Source organism: Collinsella sp. CLA-ER-H11, assembly GCF_040092445.1.
GTDB lineage: Bacteria > Actinomycetota > Coriobacteriia > Coriobacteriales > Coriobacteriaceae > Collinsella.
The window spans coordinates 18,716-38,604 of sequence record NZ_JBBNLN010000016.1 but is presented as its reverse complement, the minus strand read 5'-3'; the positions used below and the strand labels follow the sequence as shown (position 1 = coordinate 38,604).

The following is a 19,889-nucleotide window of genomic DNA, read 5'->3' as shown; positions in this document are numbered from 1 at the left end:
TCGCCTTTCCTTCCATTCGTCACCTTCATTACTCCAACGACGAATTCTAGGCGGTGTCCCCGTCCTTTCTTGAAAGGGCGGAGGCGGGGCATGCCCCGCCTCTTACACCACATCTCTGTGCGCTACCGTTAGGAAGCCTATTTTATTGAGCTTATGGGGAATAACGTTGTCTTGCTTTTGGGCAAATGGGGATTTTCGGCACTCGTTACAGGGAAATTTGCTGCCACTAAATTGGTGACAGTACTCATATTTGGCATTTTTTGACCACGGGGGTTGCCGAGGCCGTGGTTTCGCCCTTTTTGCGTCGAAGCGATACACTGTTGCCGTTTGATTTCTTCGCTCAAGGAGGATGCGCATGCCGTGCACAACGATTTTGGTTGGTAAGAACGCGAGCTACGACGGGTCGACGCTGGTCGCCCGCAACGAGGACTCGTCCAACGGGGTGTTTGAGCCCAAGCGTATGCGCGTGGTGCATCCCGACGAGCAGCCGCGCGTCTACACGAGCGTCCTGAGTCACCTGACCGTTGAACTGCCCGATAACCCCATGCGCTACACGAGCGTCCCCGATGTTGTTCCGGGCCACGGCATCTGGGCCGAGGCCGGTTTCAACGAGCTCAATGTGGGCATGTCCGCAACCGAGACGCTCACCACCAACGAGCGCGTCCGCGGTGCCGACCCGCTTGTGGACTACGTGCCTGCCAAGGGCAACGAGGGTGAGGACGGCTATGTGCCGGCGCAGCCTGGTGGCCTGGGCGAGGAGGATATGGTGACCCTGGTCCTGCCGTATGCCAAGTCCGCCCGCGACGGCGTGCGTATCCTGGGCGACCTGCTCGAGCGCTACGGCACCTACGAGAACAACGGCATCGCCTTTAGCGACGTGGACGAGATCTGGTGGCTCGAGACCATCGGCGGCCACCACTGGATCGCCAAGCGCGTGCCCGATGACGCCTATGTGACCATGCCCAACCAGCTGGGTATCGACAGCTTTGACCTGGATGACGCCGAGGGCGCCCAGGCCGACCATATGTGCTCCGCCGACTTGCGCGCCTGGATGGCCGAGTGGCATCTGGACCTGACGCTGGGCGTCGAGGGCGACGGCCCGGCTGTGGTCTTTAACCCGCGCGAGGCCTTTGGCTCGCACAGCGACAGCGACCACGTCTACAACACGCCGCGCGCCTGGTACATGCAGCGCTGCCTCAACCCCAGCGACGTGTGGGATGGCCCCGACGCCGACTACACGCCCGAGAGCGACGATATCCCCTGGAGCCGCGTGCCCGAGCGCAAGGTGACCATCGAGGACATTAAGTACGTGCTTTCGAGCCACTACCAGGGCACGGAGTACGACTGCTACGGTAGCAAGGGCACGCCCGCCACGCGCGGCGCTTATCGCCCCATCGGCATCAACCGCAACAGCCAGCTCGCCGTGTTGCAGCTGCGTCCCTATGCGCAGTCGGCCTATCGCGCCGTGCAGTGGATGGCCTTTGGTTCCAACTCGTTTAACGCGCTGGTTCCGCTGTACGCCAACGTCGAGACCATGCCCGAGTACTATGCCGACACGCAGGCTCGCGTGACGTCCGAAAACTTCTACTGGGCCAACCGCTTGATCGGCGCGCTGGCTGACGTCCGCTTCCATGAGTGCGGTCGCGCGGTCGAGGATTATCAGGAGAAGGTCGGTGGCATGGGCCACAAGCAGATCCATGACGTCGACGCTGCCGTAGCCGCTCTGCCCGAGGCCGAGGTGCCTGCCGAGCTTGCCCGCGCCAATGAGACTTTCGCCGAGCTTGTGCGCGTGGAGACCGATGCTCTACTGGGCAAGGTGCTCTACACCACGAGCTGCGCCATGAAGAACTCTTTCGCGATGAACGACAACGTGAGGTAGGGATTTCCCGTCGATCGAATAGCGCTAAAACGCTTTGTCGCTTTCGCTCAATCTTGGGTACAAGAACGCCAATGCAGTTGTTTGTGATTGGAGATAACCATGGTTATGAAACTCGATCAGCTTGTTAACGGCGCCATTAACGTGGGCTTTGGCGCTGCCGCCGTTGCTGTCGAAGGCGGCAAGAAGGTCCTCGACGACCTTAACACCAAAGGCGAGCAGGTCCGCAAGGACACCGTCACTCCCGATATCGCCCGCAGTGTGTCCGACATGTTCGAGCAGGCCGGCGGCACCATCTCCGACCTGACCGAGCGCTTGGGCATGCAGGGCGAGACCGCGGCCCAGCGCGTGCTTGACGAGCTCATCCTTGCCCGGGTCCGCGTCATGACCGCCCCCGAGCGCACGGCCTTCCTGGCCCATGTGCGCGACATCGTCGATTCGGTCGAGGACAACGTGACCTCGGTGCCCGTCGAGTCCGTTGAGCCCGACGATGCGAAGGATACCGAAGAGGCTGAGTAGCAGCGCAGATGGCAGATTCCACCACCGATTACAACAATCTAGATCCCTTGGGTGACGAGGCGGCGGTTGTCGATGAGGTCGACGCCGTCGTCTCGGGCGCTCGCAAGAAGCCGCGCGCTGTCGATATGGTGCCCGAGGAGCCCGACGCGATGGCGCCGGACGAGGAATACCAGCTCACGCCGGCGGGTCGTCGCGAACGCATCGGGCAGATTGTTCGCCTGGTCAAAAAGTACCGCGTGTGGGATAACCTCACGCCGGTTCGTTTGCGCCGCCTGCTCGAGGAACTCGGCCCCATGTTCGTCAAGATGGGGCAGATTCTGGCCAACCGGTCCGAGATTCTGCCGCAACGCTTTTGCGACGAGCTGCGCCGTCTGCGTTCCGACGTGGAGCCGGTGCCGTACGAGGTAGTGCTCCGCTGCTTGGAAGAGGAATACGGCTTGCGCCTGGGGGAGATGTTCGATGCGATCGACCCCAATCCGCTTGGTAGCGCATCGCTCGCGCAGGTGCACCGCGCTCGTCTGGTGACGGGCGAGGACGTGGCCGTCAAGGTGCAGCGCCCCGGTGCGCAGCAGGTTATGGCGCAGGACATCGATATCATCCGCTCGGTGGTGCGTATCGTTTCCAAGTTCGTCAACACCGATCAATTCGTTGACCTGCACGGCGTGGTCGAGGAGCTGTGGACCTCGTTTCGCGAGGAGACCAACTTTTTGGCCGAGGCCCAAAACCTCAATGACTTTTACGAGTTCCATAAGAGCGTTCATGGCGTGACGTGCCCTAAATCCTATCTGGACCTGTGCACCGAGCACGTGGTGGTTATGGACTACGTCGACGGCATTTCGATCGCCGATCCTGAACGCTTGGTGGCCGAGGGTTATGACCTGGAAAAGATCGGCTCGGCGATTGTCGAGGACTATTCGACGCAGGTGCTCGACGACGGCTTTTTCCATGCCGACCCGCATGCGGGAAATATCATCCTCAAGGACGGCATCGTTTACTTTATCGACTTGGGCATGGTCGGACGCATGTCGAGCCACGACCGCGGTATCGTCAAGGATATGATCTTTGCCGTGGCCGAGGGCGATGTGCCCAAGCTCAAGGATTCGCTCATGCGCTTCGCCGTGACGCGTGGCGACTCGGCTGAGCTCGATCATTCGGCCTTTTTGTCCGATTTGGACTTTATCGTGGCTGACTTTGCGGGCCTTGACCTTAAGGACCTAGATATCGGCGAGTTTTTGACCTCGCTGTTAAACCTCGCGCGCAAAAATGACGTTGAGCTGCCGAGCGTGGTGACAATGTTCGCCCGCGGCATGGTGACGCTCGAGGGCCTGTTGACCGAGTACATGCCCAACGTCAACATGATCCAGATCATCCAGACGCACATCAAAAACGAGAAGAGCACCTACGCCCGCATGCGCGAGATGAGCCGCGATCTTGCCGCGAGCAGCTATCGCGCGGCAAAAGGCTCGCTCGAGGCGGCCGAGTATCTGGGCTTGGCTTCGCGTATGCTCACGCGCGGTCAGCTTAAGGTGAACACGCAGATCATGAGCAGCGATAAGGCGCTGCGACAGCTGGGCGGAATTATCGACCGTATGTCGATGGCAATTGTGATCGCCGGTCTGTTTATCGGTTCGTCGGTGGTGTACTACGCGCGCATCGAGCCGGTTGTGTTTGGTATCCCGGTCATTGGCTTTATGGGCTACGTGAGCGCGCTGGTGCTGGCGCTTATGCTGGGCCGCAATATCTGGCTCAACAGCCACGGCGGCAAGCACTAGAGGCTGCGACCGTCACCGCATTTTCCTTTCGCAAACAATAGCTTTTACCTTGGGCTTCGCCTGCGTGCGAGGCCCTTTTGCGTGATAGCATATTGACGGTTTTAATCGATGGCCTAGATGGTGGTGCGGAGACGCACGAATGCGCGGTTTTCCTGCGCGTTTGGGAGAATCGGGGTGCAAGTCCCCGGCTGTACCAGTAACCGTAATTCCTCTTGGCTCGGGATGCTCGCGTCGCAGATCGGACGGCGCGCCTGAGCCGTTAAGGTTAAGTCGGATCGCCTCCCATCTTGCATGCGGCTGCGGCGTATGCCGCCGGTGTGCATAGGGCTCTGGAGGGAAGGGGGACCCCGATGGGGGAACTCGGGCGCAACATGCGCGATGACGTGGGGCAGCTTCAAGGCAACGCTCCAAGTACAGACAGTGGGAGACAAATGGATATGTTTGAGGACGAGTGCCAGCGTGCCTCGCTTCGTCGCCGTGGCGTAATCGCGCGCGGCGTGGCAAAGCGCTGCCTGGTGGCATTCCTGGCCTTCGCGATGGCCTTCAGCACCACGCCGGCTCAGCTGTGGGCCGAGGGCGCCGAGGGCATTGCCGAGGCTGTGGCTCAGGCTGCGACGCCGGGCGAGGACGCAGCGCTTGCGGGCGGTACCGCTGAGCAGAGCGGCGCCGAGGTTTCGGATTCCGAGGGCGCGCCTGCGGCTAGTGCAGCCATAACAGAGGCAGCAACTGGCGACGAAGGCTCGGCGACGGGGGAGAGCCCTGCCACGAGCGAGCAGTCTTCGACGGCATCCGCTGGCCAAGCGGGATCTGCCGCCGCGGCTGCCGTTCAGACAGAGAACCCGACAGAAACCGGCGATGTCGCCAAGAAGCAGGTCGAGGTCTCGTTCTCGATTATCGGCACCGATGCTGACGGCAAGGCTCAGACCTGGGTGGCACCTACGCAGCTCAAGCTCGACGAGGGCGCGACGGCTGCGGATGCCTTCATTAAGCTGCAGGAGAAGACGGGCTTCAAGGCGAAGTACGAACCGAACACGGCATACGGTTTCTACCTCGAAAGCATCACATCCCCGAGCGATGGTCGCACGCTTGCCTACGATCCGACGACTTATGCCTTCTGGCAGCTGTTCGTCGACGGCGCGTCTTCCTCGGTTGGCGCGAGCAGCGTCAAGCTTACCCAGGGGCAGAAGATTGAGTTTGCCTATACGGCTGGTAGCTCGTCCCCTGTCGTTAAAGACCAGGTTGCCGCAAATGTGACCGTCATTGGTCGCGATGCCCAGGGCAAGACTCAGACTTGGGTCGATAATGCGCAGTATGTGGTGACGTCCGGTTCGAGCGCGCTTGATCTTACGAAGGTCGCACTCGAGGCGAACGACATTGACGCCGTTGCTGCGGGCTCCTTCATTCTGAGCCTTAAGTACAACGGTGTTGAGCTGGGTACGCCCCAAGATTATTCGACCTATTGGCAGCTGTTCATCAACGGCAAGTCGAGTGACTATACGGCGGACAATGTCACCATCCATGCCGGCGATACCGTCACGTGGTTCTACGGTGGCTGGGGCGACCAGTTGCCGTCCGATTCTGTCCATGCTTCTGTCCAGGTTCTCGGTAAGGACAAGGACGGCAAGCAGCAGGTTTGGGCTTCGACGGGTCAGACGAGTCTCAAGGCAGGCTCCACTGCCAAGGATCTCCTTGAGCAGGTCGGCCTTACTCTCGATGCTGGCGAATCGTCTTGGGGCTGGTTCCTCAACGGCATTTATTCGCCCTTCGATGGTAAGTCCTATTGTGGCTATGATGCTGCGACCAATAGCTATTGGCGCTTCTACGTAAATGGCAAGTTCGCCGACGTTGGCGCCGGTGCCTACAAGCTCCAGGAGGGTGACGCCGTCACCTTTATGTATGGTGCTGACGCCGATGCCCTCCCCGGTCAGGTGCTTGGATCCGCCGATGTTATCGGTCCCGATGTCAACGGGAACAATACGCGTTGGGGCACGGCAAGCAATGTTTCTCTGCCCGAAGGCTCCACGGCCCAGAACCTTATTGAGGCAGTTCTGAAGGCCAAGGGCGTTGCGTACAACGGCTCCCAGAGTGGTGAGTACTGGTTCCTGAATTCCATTACTTCGCCGTTCGATCACAATCCGTATGGTTGGGATGCTGCGACCAATAAATATTGGCATCTGTATATCAACGGAGAGCCCTCCTTACTTTGCGCCAATCAGATTACGCTCAAGAGCGGCGATAAGGTCACGCTTGCCTATACCACCGATAATTCGCCCATGCCCGATCCCGACAAGATTGTCGTGGATCCGAGCGCGACGACTCCTGATTGGGATGCCGAGTGGGCCGGCTACGGCAACAGTGGCAACGGTTCGACCGTAACGGATGCCAAGACGCCTGCGCAGGCCGCCGGTCTTAAGTGGGCCTTCGATTGGAAGGCCGAGTCTGGTCAGCAGTATGCCAACTGCAGCGAGCCTGTCATTGCTAACGGCTTTGTGTACATCGCGACCGAGAACGAGCTCATTAAGATCGATTCGTCCACGGGCAAAAAGGTTGCCTCTGCGCCGCTTGCCTCCAAGGTGAGCTATACCTCTCGTCCGATCTATACCAATGGCCTTATCATCGTTCCGCTCAACGGCGGTGCGGTCCAGGCGATTACTGCAGACAAGCTGATCTGCAAGTGGCTGACGCCTGGTTTGACGGACTTGACGCAGAGCTCCTGCACCGTCGTTTCGGACGGCGAGTACGTCTATGTAGGCACGGCTGACGGGAAGAAATACGTCAACGGTTCCTTTACGCGCATCAAGATCGCCACAGGCGAAGTCTCTTGGCAGAACATCGACGCAGCTGAGGGCTATTATTGGACTGGCGCTGCCCTGACGGATAAGTACGCCATCGTCCCCACGAGCGCAGGTACGCTTAAGTGCATTGATAAGGCAACGGGTGATGTCGTTTCGACCATGAAGCTCGGCGCCCTTGCGAACGCTGACTGCGTCGCCGATCCGTCCAATGGCTCGACCTTCTATCAGATGACGCACGACGGAAAGCTCCATGTGATTTCGCTTTCGGCGAAGGGCGTGCTGAGCGAGCAGAAGACGGTCGACCTGGGTCTTACGAATAACATGAGCGCCCCGGCGGTGTCTGGCGACAACTTGATTGTCGGTGGGCAGACGGCTACTGGATCTGCTCTGGTTCTCTATAATCTGAAGACCGGTAAGACCACGATGGTCACCGCTGCTGACGGTAAAGAACTACCGGCCGGATTTAACGGTATTGCTGCTACTCCGCTGGTGAGTGTTCAGGGCGGCAAAACCTATGTGTACTTCACCGTTAATAGCGCGGATAGCAAGGACTACGTCAGCTACTCTGCTGGTGGTGGGGTGTATCGCTATACGCTCGGCGATGCAGGGGCGACGCAGATTTATGATGCGGCTGGCCATTACCAGTACTGTGACTCTCCGGTCATTGCCGATGCATCTGGCAACCTGTACTACATCAATGACTCGGGCACGCTGTTCAAGCTTGGGGCCGTTGAGTCTTGGACGGTTGCCTTTAATTCCAACGGCGGGTCTGCTTGCGACACTAAGTTTGTTGCTACGTCCGATGGCAAGCTGGTCAAGCCGGCCGATCCGATGCGCGATGGCTACACTTTCGGCGGTTGGTATACCGATGAGCCTTGCACGCAGGCGTACGACTTCAGTACGCCGGTGACGGCCGACCTGACGTTGTATGCCAAGTGGACCAAGAATGCCGTTAACCCTGGCGGTAATGGCGGTTCTGGCACTAATGGTGGCAACGGTGGCGCTGGCAACGGTTCCGGTGCTGGCGCTGGCACTGGCACGGGCTCCGGCTCCGGCACGAAGGGCCAGCAGGCTGGCGGCGCTGTCGCCCCGGGTCATAAGCCGACGACCAAGACGACGGTGTCGACCAAGACCGAGACCAGGGACAACAAGTCCGACAAGAAGGACTCCGATAAGTCCGATAAGAAGGACGAGAAGAAGTCTGACAAGAAGTCTGACAGGAAGTCTGACAGGAAGGACGGCAAGTCCGACAAGAAGTCCGACAAGAAGTCCGATTCCAAGTCCGATACGGGTGCTGTTTCCACGACCACTGCTAAGAAGTCCTCTAGTGCTTCCGAGCAGGAGACTGGCACCAATCCGCTCGCCATCGTTGGCATCGCCGCCGGCGTGATTGGCCTCGTGCTCATCGCCGTCTTCGTGCTGACCAAGCGCGGCAAGGGTGACGGTAATGCCCGATAAGCCCAAGGAGACCAGCGGGCAACAGCCCGACTCCTCGTTTATCCAGCTCGATGATCCAAAGCAAAAGGGCGCCGCTTCGGCGGCGTCCGCCTCTCGTCGCAAGGCGCTCCTTGGCGTTCTTGCTGCCGCGTGCACCATTCTGATCGTCGTCTCGCTGGGCTTCGTCCATCCTTCCGAGAGCGGCGCCTGGTCCATTGACTGGATCGTTCAGACCGTGACGGGGGAGAGCGTCGTCGCCAAGGACACCAAGGGGTCTGGCTCGTCTGCCGCTTCGGGCGAGGCCAGTTCCAAGGATTCCAAATCTTCGAATGATGCAAAAGACGAGCCCAAGGGTTCGAACGACGCCAAGGACGATTCCGAGTCTTCAAACAAGGAATCGGACAAAAACTCGGATAGCAAGAAGTCCGAGGACCGGGGCGGCAAGAAGTCTGGCGATAAATCCGCTGCCCAAAATACGGGAGCCGGTGATACTTCCAATGCGTCTGGCGGTGCTTCTTCGGGCGGTGACCAGTCGTCTGATGGAGCCTCGTCCTCTAATGGTGGAAACGCCTCCTCGGGCAGCCAAAGCGGCTCACAGGAGTCCAGCTACGTTACGGTGACGGTTTCGGTCACATCGAGCGCTGTGGGCAATCCTGTGTCCTCTGGCGGCACCTTTACCTTTAACGAAGGCGCCACCGTTTACGATGCCCTGTGCGCGCTAGGCCTTTCTGTCAACGCACACGGCTCGTCGTACGGCACGTATGTTTCCGCGATTGGTGGTTTGGCCGAGAAACAGTACGGCGGCACGAGCGGCTGGATGTACTCCGTCAACGGCACAACGCCCATGACGGCCTGCAGTAACTACGTTCTCTCCAATGACGACAACGTCGTTTGGTATTACGTAACGGGCTAGAGGCCTCGACATAGCGCGCCAGACGGGCGGTTCGGGCCAACATCCGGACCGCCCGTTTTTCATGCGAATGGGACTGGGTCGCCGGGTCTCTCTGCAAACAAAAAACCGGTTGGAATGGGAATTCCAACCGGTTATACATTCAAGCAAATAGTGAATCGACTACGACCGTGCGCCCTCGAGGAAGAAGCGGCGGCTGAAGTAGTTGTACCAGGTGACGAGGAACGTGGCGATGGCCTTCATGGCTTGGTAGCCGATGCTCAAAAACGTGACGCCCACAAACATGTACAGGTCGTTGAGGCCCAGGCCGATCACCGACAGGATGGTGAAGATCGTGAACTCGCGCTTGCGGCTCATGCCCTCGCGATGGTCGAACACGTACTTCATGCTGAGCCAGTAGTTGACCACGACGGACGTGGTAAACGAGACCGTGGTGCTCATCAAAAAGTCGAGGTGGAACAGCTCGACGAGCGCAATGAGCATGCCCCAGTCGATGCCAAAGGAGATAAGACCCACGACAGCGAACTTGAGGAACTGCTTGGTATGAGGTTGTGCCAGCGCCTTGCGCACGTAATCACATCCAATGCGTTGATGAATCGAGCAACGAGTTACTTTAGAGCTTTTACAAGGGAAACGTAAGGTCTTTGCCAAGAACTATATGAACTCGCCAAATTTTCAAGAGCTAATCCGCAAACGTTGAAAATTTGCCCGTAAACGAGCGACACCCACGGACGATACTGCGCTGAGTGCGCGTCGTCCGTGGGCGCCGTAATGCTGCAGGGGTTTCGAGCTATTTTGTCTCGTCGCCCTCCAGGAAGATTTTTCGGGTCACAAAGTTGTAGACCATGACAAGCGCGGTGGCGCAGATCTTGGCGATATTGGCCTCGAGTCCCAGGCCGGCGTTGAGCGCCAGCACGATGCCGTCGTTGAGCACCAAACCGATCACGGACAGCACGACAAAGATGATGAACTCGCGGCGGCGGCTCATGCCTTCCTTGTGCGCAAACACGTACTTCATGCTTGCGAGGTAGTTAAAGATGAGTGAGATGATAAAGCCGCTGGTGTTGGCGATTAGGATGTTGAGGCCCAGACCGTAGTGGAGCAGATTCATAATGCCAAAGTCGATAACCGTGGCAATGACACCGACGACGCCAAATTTCATGATCTGCGCAAGGAGCTTTTGCATGGTACCTGCCTTAAGCTGGCGCCGAAGCGCCGCGGGGATGACAAACTCAGCAAGTTTAGCCAATCCCCGCGGGTGGTGCTAGGCGCGCTCCTCGATAGCACCGTTTCTATATGCATCGAGCAGCTGACGCAGGTCTTGGATTTGGCTGCGGATCTTGGCGCCAGTATCGGTGTCGCTCACCATGCGGCGACGGTCCGCTTGGTCAAAACGGTTGGTCTCGCTTTCGATGTCCACGTTGCGCGTGAGTGCCTCGGCAACCGTCGTAAAGGCCCGGTGCGACTTGAGGCGGCAGCCGCGCGAGCTCGAGATGAGCGTATAGCCGGCGATGCCCGTCTTGGGATGGTAAGCGCGGCAGAAGCCGCCATCGATGACCAGCAGCTTGCCCTCGGCGCGGATGGGCTGCTCGCCCTTGGTGGTTTTAACGGGCGTGTGGCCGTTGATGATGTGGCCGGTCGGCGAGCATGCCATGGGCGCGACGCCAAACTCGCGCATGATATCATCGCAGACCGAGGGCGACTTGGTAAGCGTAAAGTACGGGTCCATCGGCTCGACCCAGGTGCTCTTATCGGCGATATAGGCGCGCTCAAAGGTACGCACCAGGCGTCCGCTGGCGGGTGAATTGAAGCCAATCCACAGGTACCACATCCAGTCGAGGGCATCGCGGTCGCCCACGCGCCACGCGCGGCGGGCGATGTGGTCGCAAAAATCGAGATAATCGCGGCCAGCGTGCCAGGTGCCCAGGCAGTTCATGCTGCTAAAGGTGCCGTCTTCGTTGAGCGGAACGCAGCCATGGAAGAGCAGGTTGCCGTTGGCGACCTTGTACATCGAGCCGTGGGTGTAGAGGAAATCGATATGGCGATGCAGGTGATCGGCGGTGACAAACTCGGACACGAGCTTGTCGATGATGTGCTGCTCCTGAGACGTGAGCGTGTAGGGGTCCGCCGGGTCGACGGTGGGGAAGTCGTTGGTCGTGAGCGGCCACACGCTGCCGTCGGCGAGCGTGACCGTGCCGGTGTCGTGGTCGATCTTGTCGAGTAACAGGCGGTCGGTCATATCGAACTCGGGGTGGCGCTGGATAATCTGGCCCTCGAGCTTAAAGAGCAGCACGTTGATGGCCTTGATCAGCGGGGTGATGGGCTCACCGGCGGTGTAGGTGGCATCGGCAAAGGCAACAAGCTCGCGCAGCGAGATGCCGTAGTCGTTCTCGAGGATCTCGTAGTTGTCGTAGCGTAGGTTGTTGCGCAGCACCGTGGCGATGCAGGCGGGCTCACCGGCCGCAGCGCCCATCCACAGCAGGTCGTGGTTGCCCCACTGGATGTCGAGTGAATGGTAGGTGAGCAGACGGTCCATAATCTTGGCCGCGCCGCCGCCGCGGTCGAAGATGTCGCCCACCAGGTGCAGGTGGTCGACGGCCAGGCGCTTGATGAGCGAAGCGAGCGACTCGATAAAGTCGTCGGCGCTGGCGGTCTCCAGGATGGACTCCACGATGCGCTCGTGATAGCGCACGCGATAGTTGTTCTCGTCCGGGTGCGTGTGCAACAACTCGTCGATGATGTAGGCGTAATCGCGCGGGATGGCCTTACGCACTTTGGAGCGCGTGTAGCGGCTTGAAAGCGAGCGAGCGACCATGATGAGCTGGTCAAGCATCGTCTTGTACCAGGTTGGCGAGTCCTCGCGCCGGCTGCGGACCAGGTCGATCTTCTCGCGCGGGTAGTAGATGAGCGTACACAGCTCGCCCTTTTCGTCAAAGGAGAGCGTGTCGCCAAAAATCTCGTCGACATGCTCGCGCACGACGCCCGAGCAGTTGTTGAGGATGTGCATAAAGGCTTCGTACTCACCATGCACGTCGCTCATAAAATGCTCGGTGCCCTTGGGTAGGTTGAGGATGGCCGAGAGATTGATGATCTCGGTAAATGCGGATTGTTCGGTGGGGAACTGTCTCGACAGCAGGCGCAGATACTTGAAGTCTTGCGGGTTGCGATCGAATGCGACCATGAAACACCTTCCGATGGGGCTGGTAAAACTGATAAACAGCGTCAAACGTTTATCAGTATGCGCCGCTTTTGTTTCGATTTTGCGCCAGCGGCTGAATTGTCGGCTGAATGGTTTGGTAAATCGATTTAGTGAAGGTAGATGTGTTGGTTGGGTGGAGACGACAGAGGGTGTTTTCTCAGATATTTATGCGTGGGGCCGGTGGAGACGATGGTGGTAAAGATGTTCACTATTTTTGGTTCGATTTGGTAAATAGTGGACATATGTACCGCATGTAGGCTCACTGTGCGATAATTTGCGCAGCAATGAGTAAGGAGCCTCATATGAGTGATTATGTCCTGACCTGTGAATCCGCCGCCGACCGAACCCGTGAGTTCTTTGCGTCGCGCAATATCCCTGTCGTGTGTTTTCATTACGAGATCGACGATGTTGTCTATACGGACGATCTGTATCAGTCGATTACGCCGGACAAGTTTTTTGCCCAGATTGCCGCGGGCGCCATGCCCAAGACGTCTCAGGTGAGCGTGGGTGAGTACGAGGAGTTTTGGGAGCCGTTTGTTGCCGAGGGTAAAGACGTGCTGCACCTGACGTTGTCGTCGGGTATTTCGGGCACGTATGGATCGGCCTGCGTCGCGGCGCAGATGCTTGCGGATCGCTATCCCGAGGGCGGCAAGGTGCGCGTCATCGATTCGCTGGGGGCGTCTTCGGGCTTTGGTCTGTTGCTGGAATATGCCGCCGATGTGCGCGATAGCGGGGCTTCACTCGACGAGACGGCCGCTTGGATTGAGGAGCACAAACTCAACCTGCACCACTGGTTCTTCTCGACCGATCTGTCGAGCTACCTACGCGGCGGTCGCATTTCGGCTGCGAGCGCGATCATTGGCACGGCGCTTAAGATTTGCCCGCTTATGACGGTCGATTGCGAAGGTAAGCTGTCGCCGCGTGAGAAGATTCGCACCAAGAAGCGCGCGATTTCCGAGATGGCTAAGACCATGATGGCACACGTGCAGGGCGGTACGGATTATTCGGGTAAGTGCATCATGTCGCACTCGGCGTGCCGCGAGGATGCCGAGGCAGTTGCGGCGCTGATTGAGGAACAGGTTCCGCAGCTTAAAGGCAAGATTGAGATCAATGACATCGGTACTCTGATTGGCTCGCATACCGGACCCGGTACGGTGGCGCTCTTCTTTATGGGCGACAAGCGCGTGGATTAATTTGCCCCATCACGTCGCTGCATGATTGCTCAAACGAAAACGGCCCGTCTCACGTTTGTGGAGCGGGCCTTGCTGTTGCGGCTAGCGTTTCTTTCCGCGGAAGAAGAAGCCGTGCAGTGACGGCTTGAGGCCGCGATTGGCGCGATGCTCCTCGACGCGCTCGTGGATCGAAGCGACGCGCTCGATGACTTCGTCGGGAATCGGCACGTCGGGATTCATGTTCTCGACTTGGCTGACCTCGGCGGCGGCGACCTGGTCGATAATGGGCACGTCGTCGCGCGAGATGACAGGTGTGGCGTCTTCCTTCATCTTGCGATAACGCTGCATCATGTCGGTCTGTAGCTGCTGCGCCGAAGGAGGCGTCCAGATGATGGCGTTGGCGCCGGCGGCGATGGTCTCGCGGATGCTCTCTGGCGTCTTGCCGCCCGGCGCGATGAGCGGCAGGTTGGGATAGTGCTCGCGCAGCTCGCGTAGGACCTGGGGCGTGTTCTTGCCGGCGGCGATGTTGAGAATCTTGGCGCCGGCGCGCACCTTGGCGTGGGCATCGTCGTCGCAGCGAACGACCGTGGCGATGACGGGGATGTCGGCGATGTTGGTGATGTGCTCTACCATCTCGGCAGTAGCGGGGGAGTTGACCACGCAGCCCGCCGCGCCCTGCATCTCGGAGACGGCTGCCATCTGCACGGAGCGCTTACCGGTCGTAGTTCCGCCGCCCACGCCTACAAAGACCGGGCACTCGGCGACGGTCAGCAGCGCTTGCGTAATGGCGGGCTGCGGCGTGAAAGGGTAGACCGCAAAGACGGCATCGGCGTTGGAGTTGCGGATAACCGCGACGTCGGTGGTGTAAATGAGCGACTTGATGCGTCGGCCGAAGAGCGTAAAGCCGCTGGCCTCCTCGATCTCGTCGGGCATGCGAAGGGCAGCCTTGCGCAGGCGTCCGTCGATGGGCAGGGGCTCCATAGGGAGCAGGCCGTTGGGCGTGACGGCTACTTGGGGCTCGGTGAACTCGTCTGCAAGCTCGACCTCGGAAAAATCGACCGAGGCGACGATGTCCTCGTGCACCTCGGCGGGCACATCGATGGGAGCTTGGTCGTTTGCCGCCGCAGGCGTGTCGAAGGAGCTGGTGCCGACGAAGGCGTCGACGCGCTCATTTAGATCGTTGAGGGTATCCATGGAGGCTCGATTCTATGTGATGATGGCCGGCGCGATGCAGCCGGAATTGCGAATGCTAAATCGTTTGACGAGTTGATTTTTCCCCGCCGCGCCATCCGTTAGACCGAAGGGCCGGCGAACGTGAAGGAGCTGTGGTGGCGGGTATCGAGGTGCTATCTTGAAAGCCCCGTTTAAAAGAGAGGTGACGCGGTATGGAATTGACAGCAATGTTTGGCTCGATCGGCCTGTGTGTGGCCGCAATCATTGCCGCCGCGGTCATCTACTTTGTGGTCACGGCCATTAAGGGCAAAAGGGCCGAACGCAAGGAGCGCGCGATGCTTAAACAGCATCGCGACCAGCAGGGCAAACGCGCACAGAGATAGCTTGTTGAGTTTTGGATCCGTGCGCTAGCTGCGTTTTCGGATCAGGGCAATGTAGAAGCCCTCAAAGTCGCGGCTAGGCGGAATGGTGAGCGTGCCGGGCAGGCCGTTGGCGATGGCCGATACCTGACCCGCGGCAATGGCTTCGGTCAGAGCGTTGGACTCGATGCGCGGCTCCTCACCAGCTTCCTGGGTGCGTCGTGCTTCACTTTCGCTTGGCGTGCCGTCGAGGGGGATGAGCTCGCAGTCCATATGCTTGTCGAGGGCCTCTTGCAGGGCGTCCTCGTTTTCCTGCGGCAAGATCGAACAGGTCGAATAGACGAGCGTGTCGCCCGGTTTGAGGGCACCCATGGCGCGGTCCAGAAGTGCTCGCTGCGAGCGGGCGCACTTGCTCAGCAACTGCTCGGTGAGGCCGCGCAGGCTTTTCTCGTTGCCACTGATGACGGTGCCCGTGCCGGTGCAGGGAGCGTCGAGCAGGATGCGGTCAAAGCGGAAGAACTCGTCGAGCTCGCGTGCGTCGATGCGCATGACGGGCACGTTTTTGGCACCCTGGCGATGGAGGTTCGACTCGAGCTTTTCGGCGCGGGGAATGCTCATCTCACAGGCGGTGAGGTGCGCCTGTCCCTGGGTGAGGGCGGCGATCTGCGTCGTCTTGCCGCCGGGGGCTGCGCACATGTCCAGGATGTCCTCGCCTGCCTGGGCGCCCAGGACCAACGGCGGCATCATGGATGACAGGCTCTGCAGGTAGATTTTGCCGTCGCGGTAGATGTCGAGATCCCACAGATCTGAAACCTGGGCCTCGGGCAGGATAAAGGCGTCCGGATACCAGGTAACGGTTTGGTGGGCGATGCAGGCGGCATCGAGCGCCGCAGCGATGTCCTCGGCGGTCGCCTTGAGCGTGTTGGCGCGCAGCGTGACCGGGCGTGTGGCCGCGGCGCCGAAGCCCTCGATCATGAGCTTGGCATCGGCGGGCGCATAGGCGCCGGCGACCGTGTCGACCATAAAGCGCGGCAGGTCGGCGGCGCAGGGAAGGGCGGCAAGCTGGTCGGAAAGCTCGGTAGCAGCAAACTGCCTGAGCTTGAGCTCGGCCTTGACCTGCTTTTTTTGCTTACGACGACGCGGCTTGGACATCCGTCTTTCCTTCCCATTCCATTGCATGTCGAGTGTTTTAGTACTGGCTCTCGTGCTTGCTAAAGAAGTCGAAGCGCGGGGGCAGCGGCTTTACGCGGTGCTCGCCGGGCTTCTCACCCAGGCTCTCCACGAACTCGTCCGTGGAGGCAAAGATGTTATCCCAGCTAAAGAAGGCGACCGGATCGACGTCGAAGTATTCGCAGATGAGCTCGCAGCCGGCCGGCACAATACCGTGCATGAGCACGGTCGCCACGCGCAGCTCGGTAAAGGCGTCGACGAGGGCCTGCGTCATTGCGGCGTTTGCCTCGTTACCCTCGAGCTTGTTGGCGGCCTTGGAGGCATCGCTCCAGCGCTTGTTGGCAGCGCGCAGGTAGTCGTCGCACACGGCGAGCGCGCGGTGCGTCTCGAACTTGTACATGGCCTGCTCAAAGGCAAGGGCTGCCTGCTGGGCGGCTTCGACCACGGTGTCAGAAGCGGCACCAGCGGGGATGCAGCCGTTGCGGCAGGGGCTCTCGTCGCCCTCCTTGACGGCGACGCCGTAGAAGCAGCTGCGGGCCAAGCGGTTGAACACGCCGGTCAACAGCGCGCTCTCCTTAAGGGCCGGATCGATGACGCGCTTGTCGTCGCAGGCGCGTACCTCGTTGCCGTCCTTGTCCTTGCCGGTCACACGTGTGTCGTATGCCTTGGGGCTAAAGCTCACCGGCTTCTCGGACAGGCCGAGCGACAGCCAATGCGCGCGCATCTGCTCGCAGGTGTAGTGGTTGAGTAGGTCGTCTGCCGGCGGGGGAGGAGTCTGCGAGGACGAGCTGGCCTTTTTGCCCATGTAGAGCAGGTGGTAGCAGGCGCTGACGGTGCTCTGCGTGAGGTTCCAGCCTAGGGCCTCCCACATGGCGGTCTGCGCGATGCAGTAGAAGTAGATGTTGTCCTGACCGATAAACTGGTAGATCTGAGCGTCGTCAGAGCACCACCAGTCGCGCCAGTCGAGCGAGCTGTGCTGGTAGGTGGGCGCGGGCACCTGCGTGGAGTCGGCAGCGGGCTCGCCCATGAGGGCGGCATCCTGGGCGGCGACGCCCTCGGTCACGCCGGCGGCCTTGGCATCGCGCGCGAGCACGGTACGCGTATAGCTGATGGGCGCCCACAGGCTCTCGGGCCAGCACCAGCAGGTGACGTCGGAGACGCCATCGACCTCGGGCACCGGAACGCCCCAGTCGATGTTGCCGGTGATGCGGAAGGGCACGAGCGCCTTGCCGCTGCGGAAGCGCACGCCGCCGTTGGCAAGCACCGCATGGGCGTCGTCGCGCTCCTTCCAGCTGGGGAAGGTGACGGTAAAGCTGCTCTTGTTTCCCTCGGGCTCCAGCACGGTGTGCTCGGGCAGCTGGTCCTCGACGGCGTCGAAGGCCTCGCGGAACTTGTTCTGAATATAGAGCTGTGCCGGCAGCAGCCACTCCTCCATGGTCTTGGAGACCACGGAACGAACCTGCGGGTTCTGGGCGAGCTTGGCGGTGTAGGTCTTCATAAAGTCGAGGTAGGCCGGCAGGTCGAAGTAGAGGTTGTCTACCGGGCGCAGCTCGGGCACCTCGCCGGTGAGCTGGCTCTTGGGCGCGATGAGCTCCTCGGGCTCAAACTGGTGACCCAGGTCGCACTCGTCGGCATAAGCCTTCTCGGACTTGCAGCCCTGGATGGGGCAGCGGCCGATCACCTGGCGGCCGTTGAGGAACGTGCCGGCCTTGGCGTCGTAGAACTGCAGCGTGGAGCGCTTGGAGATGGTGCCCTGTTCGTGCAGACGCTCGATAATCTCGGCGGTCACCTCGTTGTGAATCTGCGCAGCCGGCTCAAGGCCCGAGCCGCCGTAGATATCGCAGCTGATGTTGTAGTTGTTGAGGGTCGCGGCCTGGCGGGAGTGATTGGACTCGACATACTCGGCGATGGACTTGTCGTAGCCCTCGTTCTCCTTGAGCTTGCGGTAGCTCTCCATGATGGGCGAGCCGTAGCAGTCGGTGCCCGAGGTGAAGATGACGTTCTCGCGGCCCAGACGGTCGCGCAGGAAGCGGGCGAAGAAGTCGGCCGGGACAAAGACGCCACCGACGTGGCCAAAGTGAAGGCCCTTGTTGCCGTAGGGCTCGCCGGCGGTAACGATGGCGCGGCGAGGCCAGCTGGGACGGTCGTTCATGGAGTATTTGGATGCCATGGGACTCCTTCGCATATGGTGAGAGCGCGGCCGGGCGCAAGGCCTGGCGACGCGGTGGTCAATTCGTGCATATCGTTCGACATTATCGCACATGCGGACGGGTACGTGGCAGGGGCGCTATCCTAAGATGCTATGAATGAGATTTCCAACATACATGCGTTTGAGGACGAGGATTTTCTGCACGCCTGCTTTGTGTGGGGGATGGCCGTGCTCGGCGCATTTGCCGTGTGCCTGGTGCCGGTGTTTATGCTGCTGGGCGGACCCGCGGACCTGGATGCGGCTGACGCGGGCGGTTGGACGGCGGTCGTGGGCTGGATAGTCGGCTTGGCTGCGATCTCAATGGCGTCGTTCGCCGTGCACGAGCTGGTGCACGGTGTGTTTTTTAAGCTGCTGGCGCCTGCGGGCGCGAAGGTGACCTTTGGGGCGAATCGCGAGAAAGCGATGATCTATGCCTGCGCCGAAGGCGTTGTGTATTCTCGCCGGCGGTACGTGGCGGTTTGCCTGGCACCGACGGTTGTTGTGACGACAACGCTTGCCCTGGGGTTTGCGTTTTCGGGCCATCCGCTGCTGTGCTACCTGGCGGCCGGCTTGCATTTGTCGGGCTGTGTGGGCGACTGGTATTACGTGCGGACCATCTTGCGCGACCGCCGCATTGTTGCCTGCGAGGACACGTCCTTCGGCGTGCGCTTTTTTGGGTGAGGAGATGTCGATGAAGCCGTTGTTGCTGCATGCGTGCTGTGCGCCGTGCTCGCTTGAGCCGGTCCGCCTGCTGCGCGAGGAAGGGTTTGAGCCCACAATCTGCTGGACAAACCCCAATATTCAGCCTCACGATGAATGGCAGCGGCGTTTGGACGAGCTGCGCCGGTGGTGTGCCGATGGCGACATCGAGCTTATCGAGGCGGGGGAGGACCGGAAGCGCTGGGAGGCCGGCGTGGCACCGCTGGGCGCCGATCGGCCTCGTCGCTGTCGCGCGTGCTATGCCTTGCGCTTGGCCGAGGCGTGCCGCGTGGCCCAGGAGCGCGGGTTTGAGTTTGTGGGCACGACGCTCGCCGTCTCGCCGTACCAGCTGTTCGATACCTGCAATGACGTGCTTGAGCGCTTGGCGGCGGCACATGGGCTCACCCCGGTGATTCGCGATTTTCGCCCGTATTACCCCGAGGCGACACGCCGTTCGCGCGAGCTGGGCATGTATCGGCAGAACTACTGCGGCTGCCGATTCTCGGCCGTCGAGGCGGCCATGGACCGCGCCCGCATCCGCGACGAGCGCAAAGCCGCCAAAAAGTAGTTCACTTGGGACGTCAGCCTGCTAGGATGTAGAGCGGACTTTAGCTATATAA

At 60.2% G+C, this 19,889-nt stretch carries 15 protein-coding genes; 9 read left to right on the top strand and 6 right to left on the bottom strand.

Annotated features, from left to right (window positions below):
- Nucleotides 1-355: 355 nt before the first annotated feature.
- The 5 genes from AAAX35_RS08990 to AAAX35_RS08970 all read left to right on the top strand — a co-directional run bounded on the left by AAAX35_RS08990 (nt 356) and on the right by AAAX35_RS08970 (nt 9,312).
- Complete coding sequence (locus AAAX35_RS08990) at nt 356-1,879, top strand: C69 family dipeptidase (protein ID WP_349117380.1); 1,524 nt, start codon at nt 356-358, stop codon at nt 1,877-1,879.
- A gap of 99 nt (nt 1,880-1,978) precedes the next feature.
- Complete coding sequence (locus AAAX35_RS08985) at nt 1,979-2,395, top strand: hypothetical protein (RefSeq protein ID WP_349117379.1); 417 nt, start codon at nt 1,979-1,981, stop codon at nt 2,393-2,395.
- An 8-nt stretch (nt 2,396-2,403) separates the two neighbouring features.
- Nucleotides 2,404-4,167, top strand: coding sequence for an AarF/UbiB family protein (locus AAAX35_RS08980; RefSeq protein WP_349117378.1), 1,764 nt, complete (start codon nt 2,404-2,406; stop codon nt 4,165-4,167).
- A gap of 437 nt (nt 4,168-4,604) precedes the next feature.
- Nucleotides 4,605-8,420, top strand: a complete 3,816-nt coding sequence (locus AAAX35_RS08975) for a DUF4430 domain-containing protein (RefSeq protein ID WP_349117377.1) — start codon at nt 4,605-4,607, stop codon at nt 8,418-8,420.
- Nucleotides 8,410-9,312 (top strand): DUF4430 domain-containing protein, encoded by a 903-nt coding sequence (locus AAAX35_RS08970; RefSeq protein ID WP_349117376.1) that lies wholly within the window; start codon nt 8,410-8,412, stop codon nt 9,310-9,312. Before AAAX35_RS08975 ends, AAAX35_RS08970 begins: the two co-directional genes overlap by 11 nt.
- Nucleotides 9,313-9,471: 159 nt before the next feature.
- Here the strand turns inward: AAAX35_RS08970 and AAAX35_RS08965 are convergent, their stop codons facing one another.
- The 3 genes from AAAX35_RS08965 to AAAX35_RS08955 all read right to left on the bottom strand — a co-directional run bounded on the left by AAAX35_RS08965 (nt 9,472) and on the right by AAAX35_RS08955 (nt 12,490).
- On the bottom strand, nt 9,472-9,879 hold the full coding sequence (locus AAAX35_RS08965) for a GtrA family protein (RefSeq protein WP_055250894.1): 408 nt from the start codon (nt 9,877-9,879) through the stop codon (nt 9,472-9,474).
- A 220-nt stretch (nt 9,880-10,099) separates the two neighbouring features.
- Nucleotides 10,100-10,495: a GtrA family protein gene (locus AAAX35_RS08960; RefSeq protein WP_022095122.1), complete on the bottom strand. Its 396-nt coding sequence runs from the start codon at nt 10,493-10,495 to the stop codon at nt 10,100-10,102.
- Between the two features lie 78 nt (nt 10,496-10,573).
- Nucleotides 10,574-12,490: a fructose-1,6-bisphosphatase gene (locus AAAX35_RS08955; RefSeq protein ID WP_349117375.1), complete on the bottom strand. Its 1,917-nt coding sequence runs from the start codon at nt 12,488-12,490 to the stop codon at nt 10,574-10,576.
- Nucleotides 12,491-12,810: 320 nt separating this feature from the next.
- Between AAAX35_RS08955 and AAAX35_RS08950 the strand changes: the two genes are divergently transcribed.
- Entirely contained in the window at nt 12,811-13,701 is an 891-nt protein-coding gene (locus AAAX35_RS08950) for a DegV family protein (protein ID WP_349117374.1), read from the top strand.
- Nucleotides 13,702-13,782: 81 nt separating this feature from the next.
- Here AAAX35_RS08950 and AAAX35_RS08945 read toward each other — a convergent pair whose 3' ends face one another.
- On the bottom strand, nt 13,783-14,874 hold the full coding sequence (locus AAAX35_RS08945) for a hypothetical protein (RefSeq protein WP_089572116.1): 1,092 nt from the start codon (nt 14,872-14,874) through the stop codon (nt 13,783-13,785).
- A gap of 191 nt (nt 14,875-15,065) precedes the next feature.
- Between AAAX35_RS08945 and AAAX35_RS08940 the strand changes: the two genes are divergently transcribed.
- On the top strand, nt 15,066-15,236 hold the full coding sequence (locus AAAX35_RS08940; protein ID WP_349117373.1) for a hypothetical protein: 171 nt from the start codon (nt 15,066-15,068) through the stop codon (nt 15,234-15,236).
- 24 nt (nt 15,237-15,260) lie between these two features.
- Here the strand turns inward: AAAX35_RS08940 and AAAX35_RS08935 are convergent, their stop codons facing one another.
- Nucleotides 15,261-16,364, bottom strand: a complete 1,104-nt coding sequence (locus tag AAAX35_RS08935) for an RsmB/NOP family class I SAM-dependent RNA methyltransferase (RefSeq protein ID WP_349117372.1) — start codon at nt 16,362-16,364, stop codon at nt 15,261-15,263.
- 37 nt (nt 16,365-16,401) lie between these two features.
- On the bottom strand, nt 16,402-18,552 hold the full coding sequence (locus tag AAAX35_RS08930; protein ID WP_349117371.1) for a class I tRNA ligase family protein: 2,151 nt from the start codon (nt 18,550-18,552) through the stop codon (nt 16,402-16,404).
- Between the two features lie 132 nt (nt 18,553-18,684).
- Here AAAX35_RS08930 and AAAX35_RS08925 point away from each other — a divergent pair, with 132 nt between their 5' ends.
- Together AAAX35_RS08925 and AAAX35_RS08920 are read left to right on the top strand one after the other, a co-directional pair.
- A complete protein-coding gene (locus tag AAAX35_RS08925) occupies nt 18,685-19,251 on the top strand; it encodes a DUF3267 domain-containing protein (RefSeq protein WP_349117370.1) in 567 nt (188 codons plus the stop codon).
- Nucleotides 19,252-19,261: 10 nt separating this feature from the next.
- On the top strand, nt 19,262-19,837 hold the full coding sequence (locus AAAX35_RS08920; protein ID WP_349117369.1) for an epoxyqueuosine reductase QueH: 576 nt from the start codon (nt 19,262-19,264) through the stop codon (nt 19,835-19,837).
- The last annotated feature ends 52 nt before the right edge of the window (nt 19,838-19,889 follow it).

What these genes read in the sequence shown, in the direction of transcription:
- AAAX35_RS08990 (WP_349117380.1), top strand. Translation starts at nt 356, where the DNA reads ATGCCGTGCACAACGATTTTGGTTGGTAAGAACGCGAGCTACGACGGG.
- AAAX35_RS08985 (WP_349117379.1), top strand. Translation starts at nt 1,979, where the DNA reads ATGGTTATGAAACTCGATCAGCTTGTTAACGGCGCCATTAACGTGGGC.
- AAAX35_RS08980 (WP_349117378.1), top strand. Translation starts at nt 2,404, where the DNA reads ATGGCAGATTCCACCACCGATTACAACAATCTAGATCCCTTGGGTGAC.
- AAAX35_RS08975 (WP_349117377.1), top strand. Translation starts at nt 4,605, where the DNA reads ATGTTTGAGGACGAGTGCCAGCGTGCCTCGCTTCGTCGCCGTGGCGTA.
- AAAX35_RS08970 (WP_349117376.1), top strand. Translation starts at nt 8,410, where the DNA reads ATGCCCGATAAGCCCAAGGAGACCAGCGGGCAACAGCCCGACTCCTCG.
- AAAX35_RS08960 (WP_022095122.1), bottom strand. Translation starts at nt 10,495, where the DNA reads ATGCAAAAGCTCCTTGCGCAGATCATGAAATTTGGCGTCGTCGGTGTC.
- AAAX35_RS08955 (WP_349117375.1), bottom strand. Translation starts at nt 12,490, where the DNA reads ATGGTCGCATTCGATCGCAACCCGCAAGACTTCAAGTATCTGCGCCTG.
- AAAX35_RS08950 (WP_349117374.1), top strand. Translation starts at nt 12,811, where the DNA reads ATGAGTGATTATGTCCTGACCTGTGAATCCGCCGCCGACCGAACCCGT.
- AAAX35_RS08945 (WP_089572116.1), bottom strand. Translation starts at nt 14,874, where the DNA reads ATGGATACCCTCAACGATCTAAATGAGCGCGTCGACGCCTTCGTCGGC.
- AAAX35_RS08940 (WP_349117373.1), top strand. Translation starts at nt 15,066, where the DNA reads ATGGAATTGACAGCAATGTTTGGCTCGATCGGCCTGTGTGTGGCCGCA.
- AAAX35_RS08935 (WP_349117372.1), bottom strand. Translation starts at nt 16,364, where the DNA reads ATGTCCAAGCCGCGTCGTCGTAAGCAAAAAAAGCAGGTCAAGGCCGAG.
- AAAX35_RS08930 (WP_349117371.1), bottom strand. Translation starts at nt 18,552, where the DNA reads ATGGCATCCAAATACTCCATGAACGACCGTCCCAGCTGGCCTCGCCGC.
- AAAX35_RS08925 (WP_349117370.1), top strand. Translation starts at nt 18,685, where the DNA reads ATGAATGAGATTTCCAACATACATGCGTTTGAGGACGAGGATTTTCTG.
- AAAX35_RS08920 (WP_349117369.1), top strand. Translation starts at nt 19,262, where the DNA reads ATGAAGCCGTTGTTGCTGCATGCGTGCTGTGCGCCGTGCTCGCTTGAG.